11 protein-coding genes are annotated in these 12,414 nt (G+C 35.2%); 4 read left to right on the forward strand and 7 right to left on the reverse strand.

Annotated features, from left to right (window positions below; genetic code table 11):
* Nucleotides 1–50: 50 nt before the first annotated feature.
* Nucleotides 51–605, reverse strand: coding sequence for a TetR/AcrR family transcriptional regulator (locus tag KNQ97_RS09215; RefSeq protein ID WP_001133227.1), 555 nt, complete (start codon nucleotides 603–605; stop codon nucleotides 51–53).
* Nucleotides 606–1,316: 711 nt separating this feature from the next.
* Here KNQ97_RS09215 and KNQ97_RS09220 point away from each other — a divergent pair.
* The 3 genes from KNQ97_RS09220 (at nucleotide 1,317) to KNQ97_RS09230 (ending at nucleotide 3,966) form a co-directional block, all read left to right on the forward strand.
* A complete protein-coding gene (locus KNQ97_RS09220) occupies nucleotides 1,317–2,564 on the forward strand; it encodes a serine hydrolase (protein WP_253612129.1) in 1,248 nt (415 codons plus the stop codon).
* A gap of 163 nt (nucleotides 2,565–2,727) precedes the next feature.
* Nucleotides 2,728–3,405, forward strand: coding sequence for an HAD family hydrolase (locus KNQ97_RS09225; RefSeq protein WP_000756789.1), 678 nt, complete (start codon nucleotides 2,728–2,730; stop codon nucleotides 3,403–3,405).
* A gap of 132 nt (nucleotides 3,406–3,537) precedes the next feature.
* A complete protein-coding gene (locus KNQ97_RS09230) occupies nucleotides 3,538–3,966 on the forward strand; it encodes a GNAT family N-acetyltransferase (RefSeq protein ID WP_000406280.1) in 429 nt (142 codons plus the stop codon).
* A gap of 94 nt (nucleotides 3,967–4,060) precedes the next feature.
* Here the strand turns inward: KNQ97_RS09230 and KNQ97_RS09235 are convergent, their stop codons facing one another.
* Entirely contained in the window at nucleotides 4,061–4,519 is a 459-nt protein-coding gene (locus KNQ97_RS09235) for a hypothetical protein (protein WP_005111471.1), read from the reverse strand.
* A 252-nt stretch (nucleotides 4,520–4,771) separates the two neighbouring features.
* Complete coding sequence (locus KNQ97_RS09240) at nucleotides 4,772–4,966, reverse strand: hypothetical protein (protein ID WP_001984101.1); 195 nt, start codon at nucleotides 4,964–4,966, stop codon at nucleotides 4,772–4,774.
* Nucleotides 4,967–5,652: 686 nt separating this feature from the next.
* Here KNQ97_RS09240 and KNQ97_RS09245 point away from each other — a divergent pair.
* Complete coding sequence (locus tag KNQ97_RS09245) at nucleotides 5,653–7,263, forward strand: bifunctional 3-(3-hydroxy-phenyl)propionate/3-hydroxycinnamic acid hydroxylase (protein WP_001077081.1); 1,611 nt, start codon at nucleotides 5,653–5,655, stop codon at nucleotides 7,261–7,263.
* Between the two features lie 34 nt (nucleotides 7,264–7,297).
* On the opposite strand, the gene KNQ97_RS09250 is transcribed toward KNQ97_RS09245, so the two are convergent.
* The 4 genes from KNQ97_RS09250 to hcaD all read right to left on the reverse strand — a co-directional run bounded on the left by KNQ97_RS09250 (nucleotide 7,298) and on the right by hcaD (nucleotide 12,408).
* A complete protein-coding gene (locus KNQ97_RS09250) occupies nucleotides 7,298–8,194 on the reverse strand; it encodes a LysR substrate-binding domain-containing protein (protein WP_000423245.1) in 897 nt (298 codons plus the stop codon).
* Nucleotide 8,195: 1 nt separating this feature from the next.
* Complete coding sequence (locus KNQ97_RS09255) at nucleotides 8,196–9,386, reverse strand: MFS transporter (protein ID WP_253612130.1); 1,191 nt, start codon at nucleotides 9,384–9,386, stop codon at nucleotides 8,196–8,198.
* Between the two features lie 175 nt (nucleotides 9,387–9,561).
* Nucleotides 9,562–10,767: a 3-(3-hydroxy-phenyl)propionate transporter MhpT gene (gene mhpT / locus KNQ97_RS09260; protein WP_253612131.1), complete on the reverse strand. Its 1,206-nt coding sequence runs from the start codon at nucleotides 10,765–10,767 to the stop codon at nucleotides 9,562–9,564.
* A 420-nt stretch (nucleotides 10,768–11,187) separates the two neighbouring features.
* Nucleotides 11,188–12,408 (reverse strand): 3-phenylpropionate/cinnamic acid dioxygenase ferredoxin--NAD(+) reductase subunit, encoded by a 1,221-nt coding sequence (gene hcaD, locus KNQ97_RS09265; protein ID WP_001025817.1) that lies wholly within the window; start codon nucleotides 12,406–12,408, stop codon nucleotides 11,188–11,190.
* Nucleotides 12,409–12,414: the final 6 nt, after the last annotated feature.

Here is a 12,414-nt window from a genome sequence, read left to right on the forward strand (position 1 = left end):
CATTATAAAAGCCCCATTATCGGGGCTTTTGTTTCTTATAGAGCGCTGTTCTAAGAAAACTTCGATATAAAATAATCTAATAGTTTATCCTTTTCATCCACTTGGTTGTTACCGAGTTGCTGAATGATTGTGCCCTCCACCATATATACAAATAGCTTGGCATCATTAAAAGAAGCATCCGCATTTAGCATTCTAAGCTGACTGTAAATTTCATTTTTGAGCCATGTTCTATAGCGCATTGCGGTCTGATAGGCGTTGGGATAACTATTTTTAATCTCAAAAATAGCTTTAAATAATAAGTAATACGGCCCTTCTAAATCGGTATGTAAATAATAAAGCTTTTTGAGTTTATCTATTGCGGCAGTGTTTAAGTCATACTCGACCATTGCGACCACTTGTTCTTGGAGCTTTTCTTTTTGCACCATCAGGCAGATTTCAATAAGTCGCTCTTTGGAGTGAAAGTAATTATAAAAAGTGGCTTTCGTAATTTCTGATTCTTTCACTATTCTGTCGATCCCAATAAGGTGGAACCCACGGTGATGAAACAGATCAATCGCTTTATTTACAACGTATAAGGCACGTGTTGGGAGAACTAAATTTGGCATAGTTTTACCGTTATAAAATTTTTTGTTGGATGTAGAGATAAAAAAGCCTGTGCCCTTTTTGGGAGAAAAAAGGCACAGCAAAGCCGTAAAGACTGTGCTTGGCACATCTCAAGTTTTATTATTGATACAAATTTTTGAGCCGTAATAACCTAAAGCCTGAAAACCCTAAAGGCCATCAAGCTGTTTAAAGATGATTTAAGTAGTATCGTTATAGCTTTTGGCAGTGAGAGCCAAGAAATAATGAATGCGCAAAGCCAACTCCTTCTATTGGGAGTTCTGCCAGGCATTAAAATTATGGTGGCAACGGAAGCAGGTTAGCAGACTTGGTAATACACAAGCACACCCAAAGGTGTCCCACTCCCGTCCTACCGCTACAGGAGGAGACGAGAAGCTTACACACAAGACTATTCCTCAGAAGGAATAATTCTGATGCGGTATTACAGGCGGTCTGCTAAAACCGACTGGCAATGTAGGCCAGTCCGGAAAGGATATTATCCAAGTTACGTGCAGTCAAGCACGCAAAATGCTATTTGCTTTAAAATAAATCATTAAAAAGTAAGGGTAAATAATTTAGCTTCATTATTAAATGAGGGTTTATAAAATCGAAGAAATTTATATAGATATATAAGTTTTGATAGGCCAAAATGAATGTGTACTTTAAAACTATTTTATAAAAAACTGTAAATAAGTCTGAATATAAGAGGACATTTAATGAAGAACTTTCTCACCCAGAAAATGTACGTAACTAGAGCTTTATTTTTTGCTGTAGGTGTTATGGCTTTGAATGTTTCCCCTATTGTTATTTCTACTACTCATGCAGCGACAGAACAAAAAATGGATAACTTATCGACTACACTTTCATTAATTTTTGCAGATAAACCCATAGAAGCTTCTTTATTTAGCCCTCAATTTTTAGGACAAGTTCCCATCACACAAATTCAAAAAATCGTTGATGATTTAAAAGTCTCTTTAGGTGCACTTAAAAGTATTAATGTTTCAAATGGCTCTGGGACTATTAATTTCGAAAAGGGAGAATTACCCGTTTCAATTAGCTTAAATGAGCAAGGACAAATTAGTACTCTTTGGTTTAGTGCGCCTCATTTTAAGACAATAAGCCTAGACGAAATGGTTAAAGGTCTACATGAAAATGCAATCGGTAAAACCTCTCTTTTAGTTATTGTAGATAACAAGCCTGTGGTTGTAGAAAACGATAAAACCCCTATGGCTGTCGGTTCGACTTTTAAATTACTGGTTTTAAAAGCTTATGAAGATGCAATAAAAAAAGGCGAATTAAAAAGAGAAACTATTGTTTCTTTAAAAGAAAAGAATCGCTCATTGCCAACTGGAGTTTTACAAAACTTGCCTGCTGGTACGCCTGTAAATCTCGAACTTCTTGCGCAGTTAATGATACAAATTAGCGATAATACAGCAACCGATAGCTTGATAGAGGTATTAAAGAAACCTCGTATAGAAGCGTTGTCACCTAGAAATTCTCCTCTGCTGACGACACGAGAGCTATTTCAACTGATTGATCCAAGTAATGAAAAGCTCAGAAATAAGTTTAAAACAGGAACAAAGTCGGCTCGTCTAGAAGCACTCGCTGAGCTAGACAAACTGCCACTACCAAGTGTGAGTAGCATTGGAAAATCGGCTACTTGGCAAGATGCTGAATGGTATATGTCAGCCCATGAGATTTGTCCTCTTCTTGAAAGTGTTCAAGATGCTCCGGCTCTGAACAGTTCTTTAAATCCACTTTTTAAAAATTTAAATTGGCAAAAGATTGGTTTCAAAGGTGGATCCGAATACGGCGTCATCAACTTTTCTGTGATTGGAAAAACTCAAAAAGGCCATAAAGTGTGTGCCGTATTTACCGCAAATGGAAATGAGCCACAACCCGAATCAAAACTAGCAATATTATTTACAGGCATACTTCAAGCTGTTGATTCTATGAATCATTAAGAATAAAAGCCCATCATGATTAGAAGGTTTTTTAGCACCTCCTTATGATGGGCTATTTTGATTTAGAGTTATTCAAAGAATAATCGTAAAAGTATTTTAATTAAACTGAACAATAGATAGAAATTCGCTATAAATATTAATCTATTTATAAAAGATGCTAAAAATGAAAAAAGTTCTCTTGTTTGACCTAGATCAAACTATTCTTAACCGAAATGAATCACTTTTAAAATTTCTTAACTGGCAAGTAAGCTACTTAAACTTAGTACCCCATGAGCTAAAAAAATCTTTTATTAACCGATTCATAGAGCTAGACAATAACGGAAGCGTTTGGAAAGATATTGTTTACAGTCAATTAATTAAAGATTTTAATATCAAAAAATATGATACATCTGAATTGCTGCAATCTTACATTAATGATTTTAATAAATTCTCTACAGCATTTGAAAATGCTCCAAAAACTATTCAAAATCTTCATGCTCAAGGATACACATTAGGCTTAGTATCCAATGGAAAAACACCTTTTCAGGAGAAAAATTTTTATGCTTTAGAATTAACGGACTATTTTTCGATTATCGTGATTTCTGAAGCTATAGGTTTAAGAAAACCAGATCCTGAAATCTATTTATACACTTGCAATCAACTAGATTGTAAGCCATCAGATTGTATTTTTATTGGAGACAATCCCAAAGCAGATATAGAAGGTGCCAAAAAAATTGGTATGAAAACAATATATTTTCATCCAACTCTTACCCTTCATCCTTCTCTTTCAGATGCAAGTATTCATCATTACGATGAACTTGAAGAAACGGTTAGAAGGTTAATTAATCCGCCTCATTTTTAATCTAATACGCACTATATGAAAAAGGCTAATTTAAATAATTAGCTAAATTATTTATCTTGTTTTATATCGTATGAATATTTTTGAAAAAACGAAGTCTTGAATATTATAGATAATACTTGCAGGAAAAAAATGATGGAAATTTCATTAAGATTCGCGACCCCTGCCGATCTCAAAGTTATAAACGAACGCTATGCCGAGATTGATTTTGTACCATCACATGATAATGAACTTATTGTACTAGCTTCTATTGATGAGAAAATTATTGGTCAAGGTAGAGTTGTGGGTATTGATGCTAACAGCGGCGAGCTTGGTGGAATTTATGTTTTTCCGGGCAATGAAGGGTTAGGAATCGCCCGTAAGGTAGTTGATTTCTTAATTAAAAATTCAGATTTTTCTATGCTTTACTGTTTACCCTTTGCCGAGTTAGAGGGCTTTTATAGCTCTATGGGTTTTGCTGCTGTGAAAGACATGGCTCAGGTTCCAGAAGCTGTGCTAAAAAAACATGAGTGGTGTAACAGTAATTACGACAAACCGGTTTTGCTTTTAGAAAGAAATAAATAAAAGAATATCTATAAAAAAACCGCCCCAGAAGGCGGTGGCTGAATTTAAACCAGCAATATATAGAAGTATGGTGGACGAATACTTCTATATTCTTTTACGAAGGAGTTTTATTGGTTTTCATAAAATCTTCCGATTTAAAATATTTAATAATCATATCTGCATGCTCTTCTTTAGGAGGAGCAACGGTTACAGGAAATGATTCTTTAGAAATTTTAAATCCGTGCGGAATTAATTGTGAAATTGGTGGAAATTTAGGTTTTCCGCCATCGGTAATTCGCTCGATAAAACTTGCTAACCAGAGCAAATACTCTCCTTCGTTTTCAAACTTCGGCATTACACTTAGATCAACTTTGACTTTACATTCATTAAGAGGCTTCGTGAGCTGCTCATCAAAATCAATATAATTGAACTTAAGTTTAAACTCAGTCCCTTTAATAGCCTTACGTATCTGACTGATTAAACAATTCAGATTTTGTGTAAGGTCATTGGTGAATAAGTCGTCTTTTTTAATATTCTTATAAACCTTTTCAGCCACGGCTAAATACTTTGGCATTTTTACCCTCCTCAATCTCAATTGTTATAAAGTTTTGATCTTAAAATGTTTTATGGTTCTGATTATGATTAAACAAATGTAAAGGAGTGAAACAATATTATACTCAAACGTAAGTAGTTAAAGCTTTATGTAAAGACTATTAAACAATCACCTAAAAAAATTATGGTTTTGATAACTCATCCGCAATTTTTTTAAAAATATTATTATCTTTTGAAATATTTATTTTCAATTAAAATTTACCATTTGGTAAAATTAATACGGTCTCATTTGCTGATCTCGTCTTACGAGTCCTAAAACTGATCTACGAACTCTTATTTCATCTTCAGAAAATGGTAAATGCTCTTTTAGCTCATCTATAGAAAGTGAATTATTTTCTATTAAAAAACAGTCTTGTTCGGTCGTCCAACGTGAAGCTATTGATTCAGTTTGTTTCCAGTAACGTTTCATATGCCCTAGTAAATTAATCAGTCTAAAAGCTTACGATGAGTGCAAGCTTTTTATAGATTTTGTGCAGAAAGAAGAGTAGGAATAGTACCGAAATACTCAAAAATAAAAAAGCCAAACACCTCAATAAAACATTGTTAACTATTTCAAATGACTTTTTCGGTAATAAATGACATGCTAAATTATTAAATTTTTACTAATAGGAAAGAATGAAATTGAAGCATGACTTTCCCTCACGCTTTGTTTTCTGTTCACATAGAATTTTCTGGCAGCGGCCTGTTTTGCGCTTGCTGCTGGTAAGCAAAGCTGGTCTACAGAACAAAGAGCCCGTTATGCTCAGGAATAATTTTAAGCTCATGTAGTGCCAAAATTACTAATGAGCTAAAGTATTATTCTCTTTAATACCCCATACAAATGTTCTAAATATTTATTTAAGCCGTGTATATAAATTAATTTTTTAATATACAAATTAAATTCTAATATTAATTTCTTTCAATTATAATTTAAAACAATGATGGGATTAAAAAAACCTATTACAAAATATTTAAAAATCCTTTAAATACAATACATTAAAATCAATAAAGCATACTTAACCCTTTAAAAAATCGTCTTATTAAACTATTGATTAAATTTAGCTTTGTTTCAATTTTGATATTAATAAGAAAACTAGATAGTAAGGGATATTTACTGTGAATCAGACTCAACATCACACCACGGAAGTTGCAATTTTAGGTGCAGGCCCAGTTGGGTTAACAATTGCAAATTATTTAAGTAAACAAGGTGTACAAGTTACTGTTATTGAACAACTAGACCAACTCATTGATTATCCAAGAGCGATTGGTATTGATGATGAATCATTACGTACAATTCAGTCAGTAGGGTTAATCAAACAAGTTTTACCGCACACCACCCCTAATCATGCTATGCGGTTTTTAACACCCAAAGGTCGCTGTTTTGCGGATATCCAGCCTATGACTCGCGAATTTGGCTGGCCACGTCGTAATGCATTTATCCAACCCCAAGTTGACCGTGTTTTACTGGAAGGTTTAGCAGCCTATCCAACCACGGAGGTGCGTTTTTCACGTCAATTAAATAGCTTCACTCAAGACAAAGACCATGTAACTTTAAATTTAACGACTAAAGATCAAAAGCAGGAAATTGTTCAAGCGCAGTATTTAATCGCTTGCGATGGCGGGAATTCATTTGTACGCCGTACACTTAACATTAATTTTGAGGGTGAAACTGCTCCAAACCAATGGATTGTTATTGACCTTGCCAACGATCCACTAGCGACGCCTCATGTATATTTATGCTGTGATCCAGTACGTCCTTATGTATCGGCTGCTTTACCACATGGTATTCGTCGTTTTGAGTTTATGGTAATGCCAGGAGAAACTCAGGAAGAACTAAGTAAACCCGAAAATATTAATCGTTTATTGCGTAAAGTTTTACCACATACCGACAATATTGAAGTAATTCGTCAACGTGTCTATACGCACAATGCACGTATTGCAGACCGTTTCCGTGTAGACCGTATTTTATTAGCTGGAGATGCAGCGCATATTATGCCTGTATGGCAAGGCCAAGGTTACAATAGTGGCATGCGTGATGCTTTTAACCTTGCTTGGAAGATGGCTTTAGTCATCAAAAAAGTTGCAGGCCCAGAAATTCTAGATAGTTACCAATTAGAAAGAAGAGATCATGCTCAAGCCATGATTAATTTATCTGTTCTGGCAGGCCATGTACTTGCTCCACCAAAGAAATGGCAAGGTGTTGTGCGTGATGGTATTGCATACGTATTAAATTACATACAACCAATAAAACGTTATTTGTTAGAAATGCGTTTTAAACCCATGCCAAAATATCATCAAGGCATCTTGGCACCCTTTCCAGAAAAAAATACGCCTGTCGGAAAGATGTTCATCCAGCCTCATGTTCAGCTTGAAAATAAAGACAAAATTTTACTCGACGAAGTGATTGGCAATAACTTTGCTATTCTTGCTTGGGGAGTTAATCCTACTTGGGGTATATCACCAAATGTAATGAAAAAATGGGATAAGTTAGGAATCAAGTTTATTCAAGTCGTACCAGCTGTTCAGTTAGATGCACCGAACCGTTCTTCTCATGAACATGTAATTACTATTGGCGATGTAGATACTGAAATTCGCTCTTGGTTCAGTCAAACGAATCAATCTATGGTGATTTTAAGACCTGATCGTTTTATAGCAGGACTCGCTATTCCTCAAACAGTAAACAGTATAAGTGAAGAGTTGTTCCAAAAAATGCATTTGGTCATCTAAAAGTAATTAAGCCATTCTTTAGAATGGCTTTTTTTTAAAAGGAAAAATTTAGATGAAACTGTTTTTTAAGTACATCCAAAATTAAATCTATAGCTTTGTTAACATGGTCTTTTCTATAAGAAACATATAAACCTATCATAGGCAAAGGTTCTACGGTTTTTTTTACTACAATTTTATCTCCTAAAAGTGGGATGACATACTGAGGAACGAGACTCCATCCAATTTCCATTCCAACCAAGTTAACATTCAGTAAAATGTTAGTTGAGTACTGTACGACATTGATATTAAGTTTAGATTTTTTAAAAAATCCATCAATAATTCGATAAAGTTCAGGTGAAGCTTCTTCATTACACATCACAAAGTTATGGTGCTCAAAACTTTTTATACTGATGCGTTCCTGTTGAGCATCTGGAGAGTTTTTAGGAATAATTAAAGTCAACGGTTCTTGAAAGATTTGAATAGAAACTAATTCATTTGTATTAGCCCCGTAACGGGTAAAAGCAATATCTATCTCGCCCTTCTTAAGCGCCTGTAGTTGAGCATCATCGGTTAAGCTTTGAAAATCAATTGTAAGCTCTGGGAAATGTGCTCTAATATTCGGCATGATGTAAGGGAAAACTTTCATTTCAGCTGCTGGAACAAAACCAATATTTAATTGTTCTTGTTCAACTTTTGCAGTTTGTCTAGCCAAGCTAATAGCTTTCTCTGTGTGCTCTAATATAATCAAAGCTTCTTTAAAAAAAACTTCCCCTGCTTTTGTAAGCTCGACTTTTCGCTTGCTACGTATAAAAAGTTGAACACCAACTTCATCTTCTAAATCTTTAATTTGCTGGCTGAGCGAAGGCTGTACCGTATGCATTCGTAATGCCGCTTTTGTAAAATTCAGCTCTTCAGCAACCGCAACAAAATAACGTAAGTGACGTAATTCCATGTCATATCCCAATTTTTGTCTTTATATCTCGATTACATAGCCAACGATATAAAAATAAAGTCATTATCGTTACCCATGCACACAACTGGTAAGTTTTTTCATAGCCTATTTGAGCAATAATAAGTCCTACCAGAACCGAACCAATTGCCAGCCCTAAATCAAATAAAGTAAAAAAGGTTGAAACCGCATACCCAATTCTGTTTTTCTCAACCGTTTGTATAGCCATCGTTTGAAAAACAGGAAAAAGTGATCCGTACCCTGCACCAATTAAAACCGCAGCAAACCAATATTCCCACTGGGTTTGCATTTGACTCACCAAGAATAATCCTACCGCAAAAAGAATAAACGAAGGATAAACCACTGAGTTAGCTCCTCTTTTATCGTACGAATAGCCAACCCAAGGACGCGCGATAATCATTGATATTGCAAAGATAATAAAAAAAATACTTGTTTCAGCAAGTAAGTGTTTCGTTTCGCTATAGACACTAATGAAACTCATAATGCTTGAATAAGCCATGGCAACAAATAATGCAACCACCCCTATAGGTACCACTCTCCTTTCGATAATACCGTTTAAAGAAATTTTTTGCTTTGCTTGAACCCACTGTCTATCTTTTAACGAAGACACAGGTATAAGAAAGCAAAAAACCAAACCTAGACACACAATTAAAGTGAGAAGAATAAATAGATTATAAAAACTAGTGTAACGCAGAGTAGCTAGTGCAATCATCGGCCCAAATACAACTGCAAAATTCGTAGACATGACAAAATATCCCATGCCTTCGCCTTTCCTCTGCTCTGGGATGAATTCATTCACAATAGGTACGGTTACTGTAGTTAAAATACTAAACCAGATTCCATGCATGAATCGGATCAACAGTAATACCCATAGTTGATTTATAAATAAATAACCAAAGGCCAAAAATGCAAACAGTAATCCTGAACCGCGCAATGCAGTTTTTTCGCCTAAGCGTTCAATGATCAAACCAGCAAAAGGACGAATGGCAATCGATGAAATCAAGAATAAAGTTAGTGCCAAACCTGCCTGACTAATTGAACCAGATAATTCTTTTAAAATATAAAGAGGTAATATGGTGAGTAAAGCATAGTAATAAATGAATAAAAAAAGGTTGTTCAATACACAAAGGATAAATGAACGATTCCAAAGCTTTTCATTGGCAATTGGGTGCATTTTTCTTACTCAATTAAGGTTTTTATTTAAAATACGAAGTCAATTCATCTGACATTTACAATCATTGATTTGCTCTAAACTTAGAGTGGATAGACTTGAGGGCTTCTTGAATTGAAATAAAATGAAAAAAGCTCCCAGAGCTGAGCTTTTTTCATTGTTCTATTTGGACTTTGGACTATTTAGCCTGATGTAATCGACGAATTACCAAAAGCATCAGTAATGCTGAAATGACAATTCCAGGAATAGCAGCGGAAATAACACCTGTAGCACCGCTTCCCATTGCGAGTACTTGACCAGCAATTGCGGGACCTAACATTGCACCAATACGTCCAACCGCTGCGGCACTGCCTACACCAGTTGCCCGAATCTCTGTTGGATATACGATACTGCCAAAAGCATATAAAACGCCTTGTCCACCAATAGTAAATGTCCCCATTAAGGCTGCGGCTGCATACATTGCAGTTAGATTTCCAGCTCCATTTAAACTAAATAAACCAGCTAAAATACCTATATACATAAGGATAATCACATAGGCTTTATTCCAGCGGTCAATCAAAATACCCAGTACAACAGTCCCAATGGCAGCTCCCATTTGGAAAAATACTTGAGCTAAACTGCCCTGTTGACGAGAGAATCCCAACTCCATAAATAGAGACGGTAACCAACTCAACATGATGTAAACCACCATCAAGGTAAAAAAATAGCTTGCCCACAGTAATAAAGTCTGTGAAGCATAATTATTTTGAAAAAGATTTTTAAAAGAGCTTTGTATGTGGGTAATCGATTTATCTTGAAATCTCGTTTGTAAAAACTCTCGAGATTCAGGTAAAAATTTGATCATAAGAGGAAGTACCAAGAGTGGAACAACTCCCCCTACATAGAAAATCGTTTGCCAGTGACCGCTTACATCGTAGGCTGCTAATAAAGATACTAAGATAGCTCCTATTGGCATACCACAGTACATTAGACCAACGGCACGACCACGATTTTCGTTAGAAACAGCTTCTGAAACAAGAGCAATCAAATTCGGCATCGCAGCCCCTAAACCTGCTCCAGCAAGAAAGCGTACTAATAGCAAAGTATAGAAAGTATTTACCCAGACTGTAAAAAGCGTAAATACAGCAAAAATAGCCACAGCCCCGATCAACACCATTTTACGACCAATACGATCGGCATAACGTCCACCCATTAACGCGCCTGGTAGTAAACCCAATATTCCTGCACTAAAAAAAATACCTAGTTGAGAGCTATTTAAACCAAAGGATTCTCGAATACCTACAGCCGCAATACCGGCTGCCTGTATATCAATTCCCTCAATCACAGCAATTAGAAAACAAATAGCGATCGTAATAATAGAGTGCTTATTTCCTGCACGGTTCATAGAAAAATCCTTTTCTATCAATTTGAAAAATCTCAGCACATCATTTATTAATCACTTTGATTTCGACATTAGCCTTAAGTTTTATACATTCAAAAAAAACAACAAAGAAAACTTTATCCTCTTCTTTAAAATATTTTATTTTTAGACAAATTAATTATAATAAAATTAAAAACTAAATTAAATTTCAAATACTTAAAAACAATTAAAGGGATTTTTAAAATTTATATATCTAAAAAAGATATTAATCATGATGAAACAAAACTGCTTTCTCAATAGTTAAGAGTTATTATACAGTTCAAATTAAGTATTAATGCTTTCGATTTCTAAGAGATATCTATAATCAGGCATAAAAAAACCGTCATATAATCATGACGGTTTTTCTTTTCAATATTAAATAGGCTTTTAGTATAACAAGGCTATTTAAATTAATTTTCGCAATTCAATTGATATATCTAGTAATTTTTCTTTATCAAAGGCGCTAGAACTAGAAACTAATTTTTTTAAGTGTCTAACATCACGCGCCTGATTGACTGCAATACCCGCAACAACGATGCCTTGATCTAACCCGAATAAGGTAAATCCTACATTTTGGTCTTCTTGCGGATTCATATTGCCTCGTATATGCCATTCTTTTGCAGACATATCTCCAACGAATTGAAAATTAAAATCATATTGATCTGTCCAGAACCATGATGGATTAGCTTGAGGTTGTGCTAACCCCATGACATGACGAGCAAAAGTACCTGCTTGATTATTGGCATTTTCCCAAGTTTCAATACGGGCATAATTACCATCTGAACGCAACTGAGTTGCTACATCACCAGCAGCATAAATATCAGGATTTGAAGTTTGGCAGTTTTCATTCACTTTAATAGCAAAATCGACATCTAAACCAGCATCTATGGCCAATTGAGCATTCGGTACAATCCCAATGCCATAAATAACAGCATCGGCAATTAACTCTTCACCACTGTCCAATAGCATGACAATTTCTTCACCACGAAGTTTAGTTTCAACAATTTTCACATTTAATCGAACATCAACACCTCGGCTACGGTGTTGATCCAATAGAAACTCACTAATAATTGCTGGCGAACGCCCCATAATCATTGGGCTTTGTTCTAGCACAACTACATCACAACCCTTAAAGCGAGCGCTAGATGCTAATTCTAGACCAATCACTCCACCACCGATCAATACAATACGCTTTTCTGGCTGTAGTACAGAAAATAATGCTTGCGAGTCCTCTAAATTCCGTAGGGTATAAACATTTTTTCCTAATATATCAAAAATAGGAAGACGCCGAGGTGCACCACCTGTTGCCAACAACAACTTGTCATAATGGACATGTTCACCACTTTCCAAAATTACTTGATATTGTTCAGGTACAATCTTTACAACAGCATTTCCCTTAATAAACTCAACACCTAAGTCTTCTAACTTCTGTTGAGACAGAATCTCAATTTTAGTCTGTTCAGGTCTTAGAATCATATCTTTAGACAAAGGCGGACGCTCATAAGGTAAATGAGGTTCATCACCTATTAAAATGATTTTACCGTCGTAATTGTTATTACGTAGTTCCAGAATTGCACTTGCACCTGCTTGCCCAGCACCGATGATGACAATAGTTTGAATATTCATCGCCTT

Origin of the sequence: Acinetobacter sp. UC24323 (assembly GCF_024151445.1) — a bacterium.
Taxonomy (GTDB): Bacteria; Pseudomonadota; Gammaproteobacteria; order Pseudomonadales; family Moraxellaceae; genus Acinetobacter; species Acinetobacter baumannii.

Excerpts from the sequence above, each read along its gene's own strand:
- KNQ97_RS09235 (WP_005111471.1), bottom strand. The coding sequence starts at position 4,519 with ATGCCAAAGTATTTAGCCGTGGCTGAAAAGGTTTATAAGAATATTAAA.
- KNQ97_RS09240 (WP_001984101.1), bottom strand. The coding sequence starts at position 4,966 with ATGAAACGTTACTGGAAACAAACTGAATCAATAGCTTCACGTTGGACG.
- hcaD (WP_001025817.1), bottom strand. The coding sequence starts at position 12,408 with ATGAATATTCAAACTATTGTCATCATCGGTGCTGGGCAAGCAGGTGCA.
- KNQ97_RS09255 (WP_253612130.1), bottom strand. The coding sequence starts at position 9,386 with ATGCACCCAATTGCCAATGAAAAGCTTTGGAATCGTTCATTTATCCTT.
- KNQ97_RS09220 (WP_253612129.1), top strand. The coding sequence starts at position 1,317 with ATGAAGAACTTTCTCACCCAGAAAATGTACGTAACTAGAGCTTTATTT.
- mhpT (WP_253612131.1), bottom strand. The coding sequence starts at position 10,767 with ATGAACCGTGCAGGAAATAAGCACTCTATTATTACGATCGCTATTTGT.
- KNQ97_RS09215 (WP_001133227.1), bottom strand. The coding sequence starts at position 605 with ATGCCAAATTTAGTTCTCCCAACACGTGCCTTATACGTTGTAAATAAA.
- KNQ97_RS09230 (WP_000406280.1), top strand. The coding sequence starts at position 3,538 with ATGGAAATTTCATTAAGATTCGCGACCCCTGCCGATCTCAAAGTTATA.
- KNQ97_RS09225 (WP_000756789.1), top strand. The coding sequence starts at position 2,728 with ATGAAAAAAGTTCTCTTGTTTGACCTAGATCAAACTATTCTTAACCGA.
- KNQ97_RS09250 (WP_000423245.1), bottom strand. The coding sequence starts at position 8,194 with ATGGAATTACGTCACTTACGTTATTTTGTTGCGGTTGCTGAAGAGCTG.